Raw genomic sequence first — 21687 nt, 5'->3', positions numbered from 1 at the left:
TTTAAAGGTAGTTTTCAAATTTTTTTTGATTCTTTATGTATAAAAAGAAAAATATGAAAAATGTTGTATAAAAACTTGGTTTTTCAAAATGGTGTCCTTTAATGCCTCTAAATACGATCAGTTAGCTAGTAGCAACGGAGGCTGTAATGGCAGGCGAAAATAACCAAAACAACCAAAATGAAGATCTAAATGACGCGGTAGAACAAACGGACACGAACGACGCGGGTACGCCCTCCCAACAGCAGAATCAACAAAATCAACAGAATACGATTGCGTCGACAATAGCGACGGGTGCTGAAAACACGGATGCGGCCGACGAGGTTAATCAGGCTTTAGAAGACAATCCGAGTGGCGCAGGTAATGCTGAAGATGCGTCGGCTTCTGGTGCGGCTGTTCAAGAAGAGACGCCAGAAAGCGATGGAGATTCAGACGCAGCACAATCCAATGTAGTCGGTGGTGCGGCTTCGGAAGCTGGCTCGGACAATGCTGCTGGCAGTGGTGGCGGAGCAGGTGCTGGCGCTCAAGCAGTAGGTAGCGATAACGCAGAGTCTGCGACAGGTGGAGCAGACGCTGAAGGTAATGAAGAACAAGGCCAAGCTGCACGTACCTCTGCAGCGTCGAGTTCTACATCTTCTGAATCGGGTGAGCAACAAGTCGGTGACGACCTCGATTCACAGACAGTCGAAGAGACATTTGCCGTTGATGTTCAAGCTTCAGATGAAGAGACCATCAGTGAAGTAGAGGATGACTTTGATTCTGAAACAGTAAGCGAAACGTTCAAAATCCAAGTAGAAAGTGAAAATGATGCGCCAGAAGCAGAACAAAATCTGGCTTACATCATGGATGAAGATGGCTCCATAACATTCACTCAAGAACAATTACTCGAATACGCAAGTGATGTAGATGGGGACGAACTGGTTGCATCTAACGTTCAAGTTGGTGCTGATGCAACCGTTCAAGACAATGGTGATGGTACTTTCACAGTAGTTCCTTCAGCTGACTTCAATGGTGAACTTGACCTTACTTTCGACATCAGTGACGGCCAAGAAACGATTAGCAGCGCAATTGATTTAACGGTACGTCCAATTAATGACGCGCCGGTTCCTGAAGATAAAACGTTTGAAATAGAGGAAGATGGCACGCTCATCTTTACTGATGCAGACCTGTTAACAGGCGCAACGGACATTGAAGGAGACAACCTTACTGTTGAAGGTGTGACCTACGATGGCGGCGACGGCATTCTTACTGACAACGGTAATGGTACTTACACTTTCGCTCCGAATGAAAACTTCAATGGTGACGTAAACTTCGGCTTTGATGTGTCAGATGGCACCGATACGGTCTCTGCGAACATCGACGTAAGCGTAACTGCAGTTGATGATGCGCCTGTCTCGGGTGACCTAGCTTACTCAATCGATGAAGACGGTTCGATTCGTCTGAGCCAAGAGCAGCTTCTATCGCAAGCGTCTGACGTAGAAGGTGATGACCTGACAGCCAGCGACCTAACGGTTGACGGTGATGCGACGGTTGTAGCCAATGATGACGGCAGCTTCACGATTACGCCAGATGAGAACTTCAATGGTGACATCGATATCAGCTTTGATATCTCAGATGGCACTAATACGGTTCAAGCATCGGCTGACCTGACGGTTAACCCAGTAAATGATTTACCAGTACCTCAAGATCAACAGTTCAGCGTGGAAGAAGACGGCACGTTAATCTTCACAGATGCAGACCTATTAACAGGCGCTACCGACATTGAAGGTGACAACCTAACGGTTGAAGGTGTGACCTACGATGGCGGCGACGGTATTCTTACTGATAACGTTAATGGCACGTACACCTTTGCGCCAAATGAAAACTTCAACGGCGACGTCAACTTCAGCTTCGATGTGTCAGATGGCACTGATACGGTAGCTGCAAACATCGACGTAAGCGTAACAGCAGTCGATGATGCGCCAGTGTCTGGCGATCTAGCGTACTCAATTGACGAAGACGGCTCGATTCGTTTAAGCCAAGAGCAGCTTCTATCGCAAGCGTCTGATGTGGAAGGCGATGACCTTACTGCTGGCGGCCTAACAGTTGATGGCGATGCAACCGTTACTCAAAACGAGGACGGCAGTTTCACGATCACGCCAGATGAGAACTTCAATGGTGACATCGATATCAGCTTTGATATCTCAGATGGCACCAATACCGTTCAAGCTTCTGCAGACCTTACGGTTAACCCAGTTAATGACCTGCCAGTCCCTCAAGATCAGCAGTTCAGCGTTGAAGAAGATGGCACGCTCATCTTTACTGATGCAGACCTGTTAACAGGCGCAACGGACATCGAAGGTGACAACCTTACTGTTGAAGGTGTGACCTACGACGGTGGCGACGGCATTCTTACCGACAACGGTAATGGTACTTACACCTTCGCTCCAAATGAAAACTTCAATGGTGATGTAAACTTCGGTTTCGATGTATCTGACGGTACCGATACGGTGTCAGCAAACATCGACGTAAGCGTAACAGCGGTTGATGATGCGCCTGTATCGGGTGACCTTGCGTACTCAATCGATGAAGATGGTTCGATTCGCCTAAGCCAAGAGCAACTTCTATCGCAAGCCTCTGACGTTGAAGGCGATGACCTAACTGCAAGCAGCCTAACCGTTGATGGTGATGCGACGGTTGTAGCTAACGATGATGGCAGCTTCACCATCACGCCAGATGAGAACTTCAATGGTGACATCGATATCAGCTTCGATATCTCAGATGGTACTAACACCGTTCAAGCTTCGGCTGACCTAACCGTTAACCCAGTTAATGATTTACCAGTACCTCAAGACCAACAGTTCAGTATTGCAGAAGACGGTACTTTACAGTTCACAGACGCGGATCTGCTTACAGGCGCGACAGACGTTGAAGGTGATAACCTGACGGTTGAAGGCATCACTTATGAAGGCACTGATGGCGTACTGACTGACTTGGGTGAGGGATCATATAGCTTTGCTCCAAACGAAAACTTCAATGGTGATGTGAGCTTTAGCTTCGATGTGTCAGACGGTACAGATACCGTGTCTGCAAACATTGATGTTAGCGTGACTCCTGAGAACGATCCGCCAGTTGCGGGTTCAACGTCCTACACGGTGAATGAAGACAATTCGATTACCATTTCTGATGCACAACTATTGGCAACATCTTCAGATATTGAAGGTGATGTATCGATAGACAGCGTGACGTACTCTGGTAGCGACGGTGTCCTCGAAATCAATGGTAACGGTACTTACACCTTCTCGCCAAATGAGAACTTCAGCGGTGAAATTGCACTGGATGTGGTTGTTGCTGATGAAGATGGTGCAACCGATGCGACAACTGCGGGTATTAGCGTTCTTGAAGTGAATGATCCGCCAGTCGCAGGCCCAACGTCTTACACAATTGATGAAGACTCAGTACTGACTTTCAGTGAGTCACAAGTGCTACTGAATGCTTCTGATGTAGAAGGGGGTGTTGAGCTTGTTGGTATTAACTACAACGGCCCTGACGGTATCTTCTCGGTAAATGTTGACGGCACTTGCAGCTTCGCTCCGAATGAGAACTTTAATGGCCAAGTTCAACTCGATGTGACCATTCGTGATGAAGATGGTGCAGAAGTTGATACCGTCATCAACGTGGATGTTCTGCCAATCAACGATGCACCAGTATCGGGTGATTTGGCTTACAGCGTTAACGAAGATGGTTCAATCACACTGAGCCAAGATCAGCTGTTGTCTCAAGCGTCTGATGTTGAAGGTGAAGACCTAACAGCAAGCGATTTAACGGTTGGTGGTGATGCGACAGTTGTAGCTAACGACGATGGCAGCTTCACGATTACGCCAGATGAGAACTTCAATGGTGACATTGATATTCAATTCAACATCACTGATGGTACTGACACAGTTCAAGCAACCGCCGATCTTACTGTTAACCCAGTTAATGACTTGCCGGTTCCTCAAGATCAACAATTCAGTATTGCAGAAGACGGTACGCTGCAATTTACAGATGCCGACTTACTTACCGGTGCCACCGATATTGATGGCGACGACTTAACCGTTGAAGGTATTAGCTATACAGGTGGTGATGGCGTACTGACCGACCACGGTGATGGTACTTATACCTTTGCGCCAAATGAAAACTTCAATGGCGATGTGAACTTTAGTTTCGATGTGTCTGATGGCACAGAAACGGTCAGCGCTAACATTGATGTCAGTGTGACGCCTGAGAACGATCCGCCAGTTGCGGGTTCAACCTCGTACATGGTCAACGAAGACAATGCCATCACAATTTCTGATGAGCAGTTGCTAGCAAACTCTTCTGACGTTGAAGGTGCAGTGTCGATTGACAGCGTAACTTACAGCGGCACAGATGGTGTGTTCCAAGATAATGGTGACGGCAGTTACACCTTCCTTCCTAATGAAAACTTCAGTGGCGATATCAGCCTTGACGTTATTGTTGCCGATGAAGACGGTTCGATTGATGAAACCACTGCGGGCATCACCGTTCTAGAAGTGAATGATCCACCGGTTGCGGGTCCAACGTCATACACCATTGACGAAGATTCGGTTCTGACGTTCAGTGAATCTCAGATTCTTGTGAATGCTTCGGATATCGAAGGCGATGTAGAACTTGTTGGCATTAACTACGATGGCTCTGACGGTATCTTCACTGTAAATGGTGATGGTACATGCAGCTTTGCACCCAACGATAACTTCAATGGTCAGGTTCAACTGGGTGTGACCATTCAAGATGAAGATGGCGCAACGGTTGAAACACACATTAACGTTGATGTATTGCCAATCAATGATGCGCCAGTATCGGGTGATTTGGCTTACACCATCAATGAAGATAGCTCCATCACGCTAAGCCAAGAGCAATTGCTAGCAAGAGCAGGTGATATTGATAGCGACAACTTAGAAGCTATCAATCTATCTACTGATGAAAATGCGACCATCCAACATAATGATGATGGCAGCTACACCATCACACCGAACGCAGACTACAACGGTGACCTAGATCTGAACTTCGATATCATCGATAACGATGGTGGTTCAGTTCAAGTTGGCCTAGACATTACCGTGAATCCGGTTAATGACTTGCCACAAGCGCAAGATCAACAGTTCACGATTGAAGAAGACGGTACCTTACTCTTCACCGATGCTGACCTGCTTGCAGGCGCGTCAGATATTGATGGTGACGAGCTGTCGATTGAAAACGTGCTCTACACAGGTGCAGATGGTGTTCTTAGCGATAATGGCGACGGCACATACAGCTTTGCACCAAACGAGAACTTCAATGGTGATGTTCAATTCTCATTCGATGTCTCTGACGATACTGATTCAACATCAGCTGTTATTGATGTCAGCGTAACGCCTGAGAATGATCCACCGGTAGCGGGCTCGACATCTTACACAGTTCAAGAAGATGGCCAAATCACGATCAGTGATGAGCAACTATTGGCAAACTCTTCCGATGTAGAAGGCGATGTATCACTGTCAGGAGTATCGTACTCCGGTGATGACGGCTCTTTTGTTGATAATGGCAATGGTACTTACACCTTTACGCCAAATGAAAACTTCGATGGTGATATTTCACTAGACGTTGTTGTCGTTGACGAAGACGGTGCAACCGTAACCACAACTGCTGGCATCGATGTTATTGCTGTGAATGATGGACCTGAAACTTCGGGCATTCAGGCAGAGGTAGACGAAGATAATTCAATCACCATTACTCAAGAGCAGTTACTTGCGAATGCGACCGATGTTGAGGATGATGAGCTAACGGCAACTAACCTACAAACCAACGATCCTGACGCGACGATTGTTGCGAATGACGATGGTTCATTCACCATTACGCACACAGAAAACTTCAATGGCGAGTTAGACTTCACATACAGCATCAGTGATGGTGAGAATGAAGTTCTGACGACACTCGACTTGACGGTTAATCCTGTCAACGATGCGCCGGAAGCGGGCGATGAAATATTCATCCAAGCGCAAGAAGACCAAACGGTTGGTGTGACGCTTCGTGAAGAACCTGCACTACGTTTAGATCAAGCGCCAGAAAACGGCATCATTGAAGCGAATGTCAATGACGAATGGGTGGTGCTGGAGGTAGGACAAGAAGTTCCTGCAGATACCGAAGTACGCTTTGTTCCTAGTGATGAAGCATTGGCTGAAAGTACACACACCACACAAATCGGTACGTTTGACGATAACGCGAGCGTGGATGACTGGGGTACAGAAGTAGACCCTTATACGCGTGAGTTCTCAGATGGTGACTTAACGGTAACCGTTCAAAGTAACGATGATCCACTTGGTGCCTGGAATGGTAACACCCACATTGGTCACGGACTTGGTGATACAGACCGTCAAGGCCTGAGTGGTGATGAGAAACTGACTGTTTCGGTTGAAGGTCAAGACATCAATGAAATCAGTTTCCACCTAGATGGTTTGGGTGGTTGGTTCATGGAAGAGTCTCGTCACTTTACAGAAGTAGAAATCAAAGCGTTCAATGAGGATGGCGACCTAATTGACTCGATGACTTACCACAAAGAAGACCGTGGTACTTTCGAGACAGATTACACGCTAACGGTTGATCAACCGGTGTCTTACTTTGAACTTGGTACCGTGCAAGGTAATGGTACTTACGTCGTTCAAAACATGACAGTGTCACAAACTTTTCATGATGAAGCGGTGTTTACATCGATTGGTGTAGACGGTTCAGAAATCACCGAAACGGTTGAGTTGAACATCCATGCGGGTGACAACGAAATTGAGTTAACGGCGGATCTTCCAAATATTACTGTCGATACCGATGGTTCTGCCCAGTTTGCTTCGGTTGTGATTACCGAAGAGCAACTACTGGCGCAAGCATCTGATATTGATGGCGACGACCTTGATATTGAAAATCTCGAGCTAGTGGGTGAAAACTCAGAGCATGCAACACTCACCGATAATGGTGATGGTACTTGGACGGTAACACCGGATGAAAACTTCCATGGTGAAATCGAACTCGGTTACCAAGTTACGGATGGTGAGCTGACAGACAGCAACATCATCAACATCAACTTCGAATCGGTGAATGATGCGCCAATCGTTTCTGGTCCGATTGTTCTATCGACAGACGAAGATGAAGGTATCACGTTCAGTGCGGATGACTTGCTAGCGAACACCACAGATGTGGAAGGCGATACGCTGTCTATTTCTGACATCACTTACGGTGGTGACAACGGTGAGCTAGTCGACAACGGCGATGGTACATTTACCTTCATGCCGAATGAAAACTTCAATGGTGAAATCGACATCGACTACAAGGTGTTTGATGGTACTGATGAAGTTGCAACGCACCTAGACCTAACGGTTGTACCAGTCAATGATGTGCCGGTTCCGGGTGAACCATTGCACACCCAAATGCTTGAAAATGGCTCTATGATCATCGAAGCGAAAGACTTATTGTCTGGCGCGACAGATGTTGATGGCGACATTCTTCATGTCGAAAACCTATTACTTGCAGACCAAACGCAAGGTACCTTAACGGATAACGGTGATAATACCTTTACCTTCGAACCTGCAGAGAACTTCTCTGGTGAAGTGAATCTGACCTTCGATATCAGTGATGGCGAAGCAAGCGCACCAAGCACTGCAAGAGTTGACGTTGAAATTGTCAATGAAGGCCCAGAGGTTAGTGGTCCAATTGAAGCCGCTGTTGATGAAGATGGTTCAATCACTATTACTCAAGAGGATCTGTTAGCGAATGCAACCGATGTAGACGGCGATAACCTTGAAGCGGTTAACTTTGCGACCAACGATCCAAATGCGGTTGTTGTAGAAAACTCAGACGGTAGCTTCACGATTACACCAAGTGCAGATTTCTTTGGTGAGATTGAGTTTACTTACGATGTGACAGATGCGATTGAGACAGTCGCCGCTGACCTCAACCTAACCGTAAACCCTATCAACGATGCTCCAGATGTACCGGACATGTCTTTCACTACGGAAGACGGTCAAGCCATTACTATTACCGAAGCTGAGTTACTGGCACAAGCGACAGACGTTGAAGGTGATGAACTGTCAGTTGTGAATGTGACGAGTGCAAGCGACACGGTAGAAGTCACAGACAATGGCGACGGAACATACACATTAACACCAGAGCAGGGCTTCTTCGGTAACGTTGACTTAGCGTTTGATGTGAGCGATGGCACTGACGTGGTTGCCGCAAACATCGACCTAAAAGTTGAGTTCGTCAACGATGCGCCAGAAGCGACGCCAATGGTGGCAGATGTCGACGAAGATGGTTCAATTCTCGTTACACAAGAAATGCTGTTGGAGAATGCGAGCGACCAAGATGGCGATCAGCTATTTGCTTCTTCGCTTGAAACCAACGATCCGAATGCAAGCATTGTAGACAATGGTGATGGCACGTACACAGTGACACCTTCTGAAAACTTCAACGGTGATATTGCATTCACTTATGAGGTGAGCGACGGCGAGCTGAGCACGTTTAATGATATGACATTGACCGTTAATCCGGTGAATGACATTCCAATTGTTGCTCCAGGCATGTATCACATTGAAGAGGATGGCAGCATCCTGTTCACTCAAGAAGATCTGTTGAGTGGTGCGATTGATATTGATGGCGATGACCTCAGTGTTACTAGCATCAATTACTCTGGCGATGAAGGTACAGTCACCGATAACGGCGATGGCACGTTCAGCTTCGTTCCTGAAGAGCATTTCAGTGGTGATCTGCAGTTCAGCTTTACTGTGACAGACGGTACGGATGAGGTTGAACAAGACCTTAACGTTCATATTGAAGCAGTCGCGGATGCGCCGGATCTTGTGATAACCGATGGCGACGGCGTTAACGTTGATGACCAAGCTATTTTGGTTGAGCCAGGCGGCATTGTTGAGCTTAATATTGCGGCTGCGCTAGTAGACCAAGATCTATCAGAAATACTGACGGTAACGGTGGATGGTGTTCCAGAAGGTTCGGTTATTCAATACGATAATGAAGGCGTTCTGAATGACCAAGAAAACGGTATCACCAGTTACAACGATACTGAAATCACAGTAACGTTTGAAGGCGAAACCGCTGGATACCAAAACGCAGCGGGTTACTACAAAGTCGATGAAGACGGCAACATTACAGGTGTTGAAGTTGTCTACGAGAATGCATCACAAGTGGGTGGCGGCGGTGATCTTATCCCTGGGCAAGATCAGTTCAGCTTCCAAGTCGAGGAAGGTGAGAGTTTCAATCTGTTCTTGATTCCAAACGGGCATCAACACAACGACTTTGACGCGATGCAAGACGGTCAATATGAGTTCCGTGCTGAGGATGGTTCGCCTGCGAACATGGATACGGTTGATCCTCAACTTGTCTTTGTTGCGGCAGATGGCACTGAGACCGTGGTTCAAGGCCAGAATGGTGACGCGATCTTCCATGGTGGTTCAAGCTCTCAGCTAAACCAAGATGGTATCGAACATACTCGCACGACGGTTAATGAAGACGGCGAGCTGGTTTACGGCTTTGAAGATTTGTATGGCGGCGGTGATGCTGACTACACAGATTTCAACTTCACAATCGATGTGGGTGAAGTGAACAGCCAAATCTACAGCGGTGAAGTGACCGTTGGCCCTGATGGTACGGTGAACTTACCGACAACGGCTATCGAAAATTCACTACAAATCCAGTTACCAGAAGACTTCAACGAACAGCTTGAAGTTCATGTAACCGCAACCGCAACAGAGCTGTCGAATGATGATTCTGAAACGGTCTCTCAAACCATCTACATTAACGCGACAGGGGCGCACATTGAGCACGCACCTGAAGCTCTGCCTGTTGCAGCAACAGTAGAAGAAGATGGTTCTATCACCATTACGCAAGAAGATTTGTTAGCCAATGCTCGTGATCTCGATGGAGACCAACTAACAGCGCTTAACTTAGCGACTGATGATGACAGCGTAACTATCACAGATAACGGTGATGGTACGTACACATTAACGCCAGATGCTGATTTCAATGGTGATGTAAGCTTTACGTTTGATGTGTCTGATGGTGATGATGTTGTCTCTACCAACCTAGAGCTAACGGTTTCACCAGTGAATGACGGTCCAGAAGCACAAGACCAGACATTCACAGTCGGCGAAGATGGCGTGTTAACTTTCAATGACCAAGACCTATTAACAGGTGCTACGGACATTGAGGGAGACGACCTAAGTGTTGAAGGTGTAACGTACACTGGAACAGACGGTGTCCTCACTGATATTGGCGATGGCACATACAGCTTCGCGCCCAACGAAAACTTCAATGGCGATGTGAACTTCTCGTTCAATGTATCAGATGGTACCGATACGGTAAGCGCTAACATTGATGTGAGCGTGACGCCAGAGAATGATCCACCAGTTGCGGGTAGCACGTCTTACACGGTTCATGAAGACAACTCTATTACGATCAGTAACGAACAATTGCTAGCGAACTCTTCGGATATCGAAGGCGAAGTCGCAATTGATAACGTGACTTACAGTGGTAGCGACGGTGTTCTGGAAATCAACGGTGACGGCACATATACCTTCTCTCCAAACGAGAACTTCAATGGCGAAGTTAGCCTAGATGTTGTCGTGACGGATGAAGATGGCGCGACTGAAGCAACAACAGCGGGTATTACTGTCCTTGAGGTGAACGATCCGCCAGTTGCTGGACCAACGTCATACACCATCGATGAAGATTCAGTACTGACTTTCAATGAGTCTCAAGTTCTGCTGAACGCTTCTGATATTGAAGGTGATGTTGAGCTTGTTGAGATTAACTACGACGGTCCAGACGGTATCTTCTCAATCAATGGTGACGGTACATGTAGCTTCGCTCCGAATGAAAACTTCAACGGCCAAGTGCAGTTGGATGTGACCATTCAAGATGAAGACGGCGCTCAAGTTGATACGTTTATTACGGTTGATGTATTACCAATCAATGACGTACCAGTATCAGGCGACCTGGCATACAGTGTTGAGGAAGACGGTTCGATTACCTTGAGCCAAGAGCAGCTTCTTTCTCAAGCGAGTGATGTTGATGGCGACGACCTTACTGCTTCTAACTTGATTGTTGATGGGGACGCGACGGTTGTTGCTAATGATGACGGCAGCTTTACCATTACGCCGGATGCGAACTTCAATGGTGACATTGACCTAACGTTCGACATTAGTGATGGTACAGATACGCTGGTTGCGACGGCTGACCTAACCGTTAACCCAGTTAATGACCTTCCACAACCACAAGACCAAACGTTCAGCATCGGTGAAGACGGCATCTTGAACTTCACTGATGAAGACTTGCTGACAGGTGCGACTGACATTGATGGGGATGACCTATCGGTTGAGGGCGTTACTTACACAGGTGCGGATGGTGTTCTTACTGATAATGGCGACGGAAGCTACAGCTTTGCGCCAAACGAAAACTTCAATGGTGATGTGAACTTTAGCTTTGATGTGTCAGATGGCACGGATACCGTTCAAGCCAACATTGATGTCAGCGTGACACCAGAGAACGATCCACCGGTTGCAGGTAGCACGTCTTACACCGTTCATGAAGACAACTCCATTACTATCAGCGACGAACAGTTGCTTGCTAACTCTTCGGACATTGAAGGTGATGTGGCCGTTGACAGCGTGACTTACACTGGCGCTGATGGTGTCTTTGAAGACAACGGTGACGGTACTTACACCTTCTCACCAAACGAAAACTTCAACGGCGAAGTTAGCCTTGATGTTGTCGTTACCGATGAAGAGGGTGCAACTGAATCGACCACCGCGGGTATTACTGTACTTGAGGTGAACGATCCACCAATCGCAGGTTCAACGAGCTACTCAGTCAACGAGGACGAAGTTATCACCATCAGTTCAGAGCAACTGTTGGCGAACGCTTCTGATATAGAAGGTGAAGTGGCGATTGATAGCGTTAACTACACAGGTTCAGACGGTATCTTTAGCGACAATGGTGACGGAACATTCAGCTTCGCACCTAACGCTAACTTCGATGGCGATGTAAGCCTTGATGTTGTCGTTACTGATGAAGAAGGCGCAACCGCAACTACCACTGCAAGCATTGATGTTCTGCCTGTTAACGATGCTCCGGTATCGGGCGACTTGGCGTACAGCATGGACGAAGATGGTTCAATTACCTTGAGCCAAGAGCAATTACTTGCTCAAGCGAGCGATGTTGATGGCGATGACTTAACAGCGGCTAATCTAACTGTTGGTGGTGATGCGACCGTCACTGCAAACGATGATGGTAGTTTCACTATCACGCCAGATGCTAACTTCAATGGCGACATTGATTTGAACTTCGACATTACCGATGGTGATGCGACGCTTCAAGCAACGGCTGATCTTACCGTTAACCCTGTCAATGACTTGCCAACTGTCGGTGAGCCACAGTTTGTGACTCAAGAAGACACGAGCTTTACCTTTACAGAAGAGCAACTGCTGCAAAATGCGGGCGACATTGATGGCGATAACCTATCGGTTGAAAATGTGGCTTCAGATAGCGGTACTTTGGTTGATAACGGCGACGGTACTTATACATTCGCACCGAATGAAAACTTCGACGGCAATGTGAATGTTACGTTCGACGTGAATGACGGTACAGCGACAGTACCAGCAGAAGCGACGATTGATGTTCAATCTGTGGTTGATATGCCAGAGCTGTCGATTGCTTCTGACCTAGTGATTGCTTCAGACAACTTCGAGTCTGGCTCAAACGGTTGGAATACCGGTACTGAAAGCTCACAAGGCTTCGAATCAGGTGACATGCTGGGTCGTATTGGTGGCACTGGTGGCGATGAAGCTGTCAGCAAAACTTACGACATTCCAAGTGATGTGAGCGAAGTTAATATCTCGTTCAGTTTCTACGAAATTGATTCTTGGGATGGTGAGTCATTCCAAATTTTTGTCGGCGGCGAAGAGCTTACTTCGTTAGACAACTCGGCGTTCCAAACTCAAGATGGCACGACAACGTTGTACGATTCAGCGGGCAATGAAGTGGGCGAAGTTGTTCACGGCGTGTCGCAAGGTGAAGGCTTCAGTGGTTGGAACGACCAAGCACACCAAATCAACCTAACGGTACCCGTTGAAGACGGCCAACTTGAGTTAGGCTTCGGTTCAACCTTGAACCAAGGTGTGAGTGATGAGTCGTTTGGTATCGACAACATCGAAATCACAGTGTCTGACGCGGATTACCAAATCATTGGTACCGAAGATACACCTGTACCACTCGATATTGATGCCGCTCTAACCGATACCGATGGTTCAGAAAACCTTGCTATTTTGATTGAAGATGTGCCGGAAGGCAGCTCGCTTTCTGCAGGTACTGATAACGGTGATGGTACATGGTCATTGCAACCAGGTGAGCTAGAAGGGCTAGAGTTTATCCCTTCAGGTGACTTCAATGGGGATGTGGTTCTAACCGTGAATGCGACGTCGACTGATGTTGATACGGGCACCACCGCAACGGCAACACAAGATGTGACGATTCACATTTCGCCAGCGAACGATGCTCCAGAAGTTGATGGTGATATCAGTGCCGTGACAGCCGAAGATAACAGCATCACGCTAACTCAAGAGCAGTTGCTAGAGCACGCTGTTGACATTGATGGTGATGACCTATCAGCAATCAACCTAACTACCAATGATGAAAATGCGACCGTTCAAATGAACGACGATGGCAGCTTCACCATTACACCGAGTGAAAACTTCAACGGTAATATCGAATTTAGTTACGATGTAACCGATGGGGAAGACATGGTTGCTGCAGGCCTAGACTTGACGGTAACACCTGTCAATGATGCGCCAGAGCTACAAGACCAAGCATTCACTATTGGTGAAGATGGGGTTCTTAACTTCTCTGACGCTGACCTGCTAACAGGTGCAACGGATGTTGAAGGTGATGACCTAACAGTCGAAGGTGTGACATACACGGGTGCTGATGGTGTGCTTACCGACAATGGTGACGGAAGCTACAGCTTTGCGCCAAACGAGAACTTCAATGGTGATGTGAACTTCAGCTTTGATGTGTCAGATGGCACGGATACGGTTCAAGCCAACATTGATGTGAGTGTGACGCCTGAGAACGATCCACCAGTGGCGGGTAGCACGTCTTACACCGTACATGAAGACAACTCAATCACGATCAGTAACGAACAGCTATTAGCCAACTCTTCAGACATTGAAGGTGAGGTTGCGATTGATAGCGTGACTTACACGGGCAGTGATGGTGTCTTTGAAGACAATGGTGACGGCACTTACACCTTCTCGCCAAACGAGAACTTCAATGGTGATGTGAGCTTAGCGGTTGTTGTTACCGATGAAGAAGGGGCAACAGAAGCGACCACAGCGGGAATCACTGTACTTGAGGTGAACGATCCGCCAATCGCAGGCTCAACCAGTTACTCAGTAAACGAAGATGAAGTTATCACCATCAGTGCAGAGCAACTGTTGGCGAACTCTTCTGATATTGAAGGTGAAGTGGCGATTGATAGCGTGAACTACACAGGCGCTGACGGCATCTTTACTGACAATGGCGATGGAACATTTAGCTTCGCGCCGAACGCAAACTTCGACGGCGATGTTAGCCTTGATGTCATAGTGACAGATGAAGGCGGTGCGACAGTAGCCACCAGCGCAAGTATTGATGTTCTTCCAATTAACGATCCACCAGTATCGGGTGATTTGGCATACAGCATTGATGAAGATGGTTCCATTACTCTGACTCAAGAGCAGTTGCTATCTCAAGCCTCTGATGTGGATGGCGATGATCTGACCGCAAGCAACTTAAGCGCAGGCGATAATGCAACCGTTGTTGATAATGGTGATGGCACCTTTACGGTAACGCCAGATGCGAACTTCAATGGCGATATCGACCTAAGCTTTGATATTTCGGACGGCACTGAGTCAATTGTGGCGAACGCCGATCTGACGGTAAACCCAGTCAACGACTTGCCAACAACATCTGATGTTTATGCGAACGTTGATGAAGATAATGTCATCACTATCACGCAGGAGCAGTTACTTGCGAATGCCGCTGATATTGAGGGTGATGACCTTGTCGCTTCCGACTTAACCTTAGTGGGTGACGATGCAACGATTGTCGATAATGGCGATGGCACATTCTCAATCACTCCAAGCGAAAACTTTAATGGTTACATTGATGTCGCGTACAGCATCAACGATGGCGACACACCAATTGCCGCTAACTTGGGCTTAACCGTTGACCCAGTGAACGACGCACCGATTGTTTCTGCTGATGTGGCGATAACCATTGAAGAAGATGGTTCATACACCATTACTCAAGAAGAGCTCCTACAATTCGCAACTGACATCGAAGACGATGACATGACTGCAATTATCGGAGAGCCGGGTGATGAAACAACCGTAACCGGTACCGTGTTGGATGCTGAAACCGGCAACCCAATCGCAGGTGCGGATGTGACGTTAACCGACAGCGCGGGTCACTCTTACACCACGGTGACGGATCAATCAGGTAACTACTCTGTGAGCGGTCCTGTTGTTGACCAAGGTACCGTTACTATTGAACAAGAAGGCTCTATTACTAGCAGCTTCCTGGTTCCGTCAGGTGAAGATACCAACGGTGGCGTAACTGCAATATCTGAAGTACTTGAAGAAACAGATATGCGTATCGTGGTCACATGGGGTGACAGTCCACGTGATATGGACAACCACCTATGGCTCTACGATACAGAGAATGGCAATGAGCTAGACCATATTTACTATCGCGACATGAGCCATGATCTTGGTGAAGGTAACGTTGTTCAGCAAGATGTAGATGACACAAATGGTGGCGGCCCTGAAACCATCACCATTCCAAACTACCAAGATGCTGACATGCACTATTCAGTACACAACTACACCAGCAGAAGTTGGGATGTAGATGGTGTTGAAGATGTACAGGTTCAGGTATTTGTTGGCGATACATTGGTTGAAACCTTTAGCCCTGATTTATCTGAAAGCCCATCGGGTGACCACTGGCATGTATTCGATATCGTGAACGGCGTTATTGTTCCAAGCCAAGATGTAGGCACTCAAAATGCATTCGACTTGCCAACGGCAGAAGAAGCGCTCGCGAATGAAAACGGCATTGATATTTCTGAATTGCTAACGGGCGATGAAGGTGATGACTCTGGTGATACGGGTGGAAACGAACCAAGTGTTGGAGATGTTTCTATTGAGAACGCTCTTATCACTGACAATGGTGATGGTACTTACACCATTACACCGGAAGAGAACTTCAATGGTGAATTCTCGATTAGCTACAACGTAGACGATGGCAACGGTGGGGTTACTCCAACGGAACTAGACGTGACCGTAACAGCAGTTAACGACCTTTCTGTAATTTACGACCACGACTACACCATTAATGAAGATGGTTCGCTGACCTTTACCGATGAACAGCTACTGACTGGTGCAACGGATATTGACGGCGATGATCTTTCTGTCGAGTCGGTTAACTACGAAGGCGCAGACGGAGTGTTCACGGATAACGGCGACGGTACTTATACCTTTGCTCCAAACGAGAACTTCAATGGTAATGTCGACCTAACTTACGATGTGAGCGATGGTACAGATGTTGTATCGGCGAATATTGATGTTCAAGTGGTTCCAATCAACGACGTACCGGTAGCAGGTTCTACAACTTACAGCGTTGAAGAAGACGGCAGTATCACCCTAAGCGATGCACAACTTCTGGCGAATAGCTCGGATGTTGAAGGGGAAGTGTTTGTCAGCGATGTAAGCTACAGCGGCACTGATGGTGTATTCACTGATAATGGTGATGGTACTTACACCTTTGCTCCAAACGAAAACTTTAACGGTGACATCAGTCTTGATGTATCTGTTATGGATGAAGATGGCGCAACCGCTGAAACAACCGCAGGTATCGACGTCATTGCTGTTAATGACTTGCCGGTTGCAGGTTCAACGACCTACAGCGTTGACGAAGATAACGTGATTACCATCTCTGAAGCACAGCTTCTTGCGAACAGCTCAGACATTGAAGGTGATGTATCCGTTAGCGACGTTTCCTACTCAGGCGCAGACGGTATCTTTACTGACAATGGTGATGGTACTTACAGCTTCGCACCAAATGAAAACTTCAACGGCAATGTCAGCCTAGATGTAACCGTTGCTGATGAAGAGGGTGCAACGGCTGAAACCACTGCGGGTATAGATGTTATCGCAGTCAACGATGCACCAGTGTCAGGTGACTTGGCTTACTCAGTGGATGAAGATGGTTCAATCACGCTAAGCCAAGAGCAACTGCTGGCTCAAGCATCGGATGTGGACGGCGATGATCTTACCGCGGCTAATCTGACCGCGGGTGATAACGCTACCGTTACGGCAAACGATGATGGTTCATTTACTATTACACCGGATGCCGACTTTAATGGTGATATTGACCTTAGCTTCGACCTTTCTGATGGTACTGAAACGGTTGTTGCAACGGCCGACCTTACTGTGAATCCAGTGAATGATATCGCGGTTGTAGAAGATGTCGCTTACACCATTGAAGAAGATGGTTCACTTACCTTTACAGACGAGCAACTGCTAGCGGGTGCTTCTGATATTGATGGTGATGAGCTTTCAGTTGCCGATGTTTCTTACACTGGCGCAGAGGGTGTGCTTACCGACAATGGCGATGGCACTTACACCTTTGCACCAAACGAGAACTTCAACGGTGATGTAAGTCTGGACTTCTCAGTATCTGACGGTACAGAGACGGTTGATGCAAATATCGACGTAACGGTAACAGACGTTAATGATGCTCCAGTGGCAGGCGCAACGTCTTACCAAATGAACGAAGATGGCACCATCACATTGAGCCCTGAGCAGTTGATTGCTAATAGCTCCGATGTGGACGGTGAGGTGTCGCTTGATAGCGTGAGCTACTCAGGTGCAGACGGTATCTTGGTTCAAAATGAAGATGGTTCGGTAACGTTCGCACCAAACGAAAACTTTAACGGCGACATCAACCTTGATGTGACGGTTATTGATGACGACGGTGCTACCGCTCAAACCACCGCTGGTATTGAAGTCATTGCAGTTAACGACGTACCAGTGGCCGGAAACGTGGCTTACTCGGTTGATGAAGATGGTTCAATTACGCTATCTCAAGAGCAGCTGCTGGCTAACGCATCCGACGTTGATGGTGATGCACTGACCGCAAGCAACCTATCTGCAGGTGACAATGCGACCGTAACAGCGAACGATGATGGTTCATTTACTATCACTCCGGATGCTGACTTCAACGGCGACATAGACCTAAGCTTCGATGTGTCAGATGGCCTTGAAACTGTTCAAGCTGGCGTCGACCTAACCGTTAACCCAGTCAATGACCTACCGACAGCCGCAGACCAAAGCTTCACCGTTGAGGAAGATGGAACGCTAATCTTCACGGATGCAGACCTACTAGCAGGCGCTGCAGACATTGACGGCGATGACTTGTCTATCTCGGATGTGTCTTACACGGGCGCAGAAGGTGTGTTCACTGATAACGGTGATGGCAGTTACAGCTTTGCTCCAAACGAGAACTTCAATGGCGATGTAAACCTTGGCTTCACAGTGACTGATGGCACTGAGACAGTCGATGCCAATATTGATGTAACGGTAACGGATGTTAATGATGCGCCGGTAGCGGGTTCTACGTCTTACCAAATGAACGAAGATGGCACCATCACAATCAGCCCTGAGCAGTTAATTGCTAATAGCTCTGACGTTGATGGCGAAGTGTCGCTTGAAAGCGTGACTTACTCAGGCTCTGACGGCACCTTGGTTCAAAACGATAATGGGTCTGTGACCTTCACGCCAAGCGAGAACTTTAATGGTGATATTAGCCTAGACGTAGTAGTAACCGACGATGACGGTGCAACTGCGACAACAACGGCGGGTATCGAAGTTCTGGCTGTGAACGATGGACCAGAATCTGAGGATGTGAAACTAACCACAGCCGAAGACAGCACCATCCTTATCACACAAGACATGTTGTTAGCTCAAGCTACCGACATCGATAACACCGCAGATGAGCTGTCAGCTTCGGGTCTACAAATCGACCCTAGCTTAGGTGAGTTGCTAGACAACGAAGATGGTACTTGGTCATTTACGCCAAACGAAAACTTCAATGGCGATGTGCCAATGACGTTTAACGTTAGCGATGGCCAAGAGACAATTTCAGTCGACGGCAACATCGATGTCACGCCAGTGAATGATGCACCTGAAGCACCAATGATTGAGATGCAAGGCGAAGAAGATGTGGTCATGGTGATTGACCCAGCTTACATCGCGGGTCAAGTTACAGACCTTGATGGCGATGAGATCAGCATTGAAAGCATCACAGTTCGAGCTCCAGCGAATGCGACCTTAACTCAGCAACCAGACGGCATGTATCACTTAGTGACTACGCAAGACTTCAATGGCTTGGTAGAACTGGGTTATCAAGCTACTGACGGTGAAGAAGTGGTTGATGGGTCGCTGAATGTGGATGTCATTCCGGTTAACGACGCACCATTCAATGTCGGCAACGCAATGATGACCACAGACGAAGATGGCGCGTTCACCTTCGATGCTGGCGACTTGATGAACTTGTTCGGTGATATTGATACCGCTGACCTTGTTGTTTCTCGCATTATCACCGCAGACGGTGAAGATGGCGGAGAAGTAACAGACAACGGTGATGGTACTTGGACATTCACCCCAACAGGCGACTTTGCGGGTGTTTCTGACCTACAAGTTGTCGTGAGTGACGGTGAGTTCGAAACTGTTCTCGATGTTCCTGTGTACGTACGTCCTGTCGCAGATGGCGCGGTTATTTCAACTGACCATGACGGTCCATTGGTTTTCGGTGAGGATGAAACCGGTCACTTAGGACTGAATGTTGGCCTAGTCGATGACTCAGAAACACTAAGTAATCTAGTGATGACAGGTTTCCCTGTTGGATTCGAGGTAACAGATGGTGTGAATACCGTGATGATCACCGAGCCGGGTCAATACATCGACCTGTTCGATTGGGATATCTCAAACATTCAAATGACGCCTCCTGAAGACTTCCATGGTGAGTTCTTCGTAACCGTAAGTGCAACAACCGTTGATTACGGAGATGAGCCGGAAGCGTTTGATGATGGTATCGATTCAGGTGATTTCGAAACTGTAGCGGGTGATTCCATCATCCTAACGGCGGACGACCTAATCGGATTGGCTGAGAATGTGGATGCAGACAGTGATGATGAAGTGAAACTGGTTCATCTTGCTGACCGCAGCCAAGGTGAGATTGTCGATAATGGCGATGGCACTTGGACGTTCACACCAGCACCAGGCTTCACGGGCGAAGCAGACATTGCGTACGTAGTTGATAAAGATGGCGTGCTTCATGATGAGCAAACTGGCGTAGTCGTGAAAGAAGGCGACTCACAAGAGAATGCAGCACCAGAAGTTAACAGCATCACAACGACGGAAATCGCAGCGGATGCAACCTTGTCGTTCACTGATGAAGACATGTTAGCGAACCTGAGCGATGCAGAAGGCGATAGCATGAGCATTGAGTCAGTAAGCTTGATGGAAGGTCAGGGCGTAATTGAGAGCGATAACCAAGGTAACTATCAATTCACTCCTGCTGAAGACTACACCGGCGATGTTCAAGTTGGGTTTATCGCGACCGATGGCGAAAATCGCATCGAAAGCTTCTTCAATGTGGAAATCCAAGGTGGTGATGAAGCAGCGGCGAGTGAAGGTTATGCCTTAGCTGATGATGGTTCACTAACTATCACCGAGTCACAGCTGGTGGATGAGTTAGGCGTGAGTGATTCTGCACAAGTTGTAGATGTTGCAGACGCGAACGATGCTGGCTTCTTTGCTGAATCTGGCGAAGGTGAGTGGACTTACTGGCCAAACGAAGACTTCGATGGCAACTTAGCAATGAATGTTGAAGTCAACGACGGCGGTGAAGTATCAAGCCACAGCGTAAGCATCCAAGTGGCCGATGAATCAGTGCAAAATGATGAACCACAAGTCCAAGCTGCTCAAGCAACAGAAGAGCAACAAGTGGAAGTGGCTCAACAAGCTGATGACCAAGCTCAAGATGCTGAAACTGAAGACAGTACAGCAGATGTAACCGCGGCACCGGGCGATACTATTTCTATCTCGATTCCAGATGAGGTGAGTGGTAACGAATCGGTTGATTACGCTGATATGTCTGGCTTACCTGAGGGCGCTACTGTGAGCAACGCACTGGATAACGGTGATGGTAGCTTCACAATCAGTGGCAACTTAGAGCAGCCGGTATCCGTTGAACTTCCAGAAGGTTACGAAGGGACTAGCGAAATCCAATTCCAAGGTTACGACGAGTTGGGTAGCTCAATAGACGGAGCAAGCGGTTCTGTTGAAGTTGAGGTCGATGATCAATACACCATGCAAGGTTCTACTCAAGAGCAGCAACCGGACATGGCGGGTATGGAATCTGGTGGCAGCGACTGGACAAGTTCAGGTGGTCAAGATCAAGGTGTTGACTTCACGGACGACTCTGGAAGCTTCGATTCAGATTCTCAAACTGGAACCGATCAAGGCAACGACTTCGACCAAAGCTCGATTTAATCGAGAGGGCTTAGTTTTAGTC

The 21687-nt window shown here is 47.6% G+C and carries 1 protein-coding gene; it reads left to right on the top strand.

The window, feature by feature from the left end; translation table 11 throughout:
• The first annotated feature begins 146 nt into the window (after window positions 1-146).
• The gene (locus AACU28_RS05590) at window positions 147-21665 is read left to right on the top strand and encodes a tandem-95 repeat protein (RefSeq protein WP_121602534.1); all 21519 of its coding nucleotides are present in this window, start codon (window positions 147-149) and stop codon (window positions 21663-21665) included.
• The last annotated feature ends 22 nt before the right edge of the window (window positions 21666-21687 follow it).

The organism is Vibrio sp. SBT000027 (assembly GCF_963894355.1).
Taxonomy (GTDB): domain Bacteria; phylum Pseudomonadota; class Gammaproteobacteria; order Enterobacterales; family Vibrionaceae; genus Vibrio; species Vibrio splendidus.
Note: the sequence above shows the minus strand (reverse complement) of the source record. Positions and strands in the feature narration are given on the sequence as shown.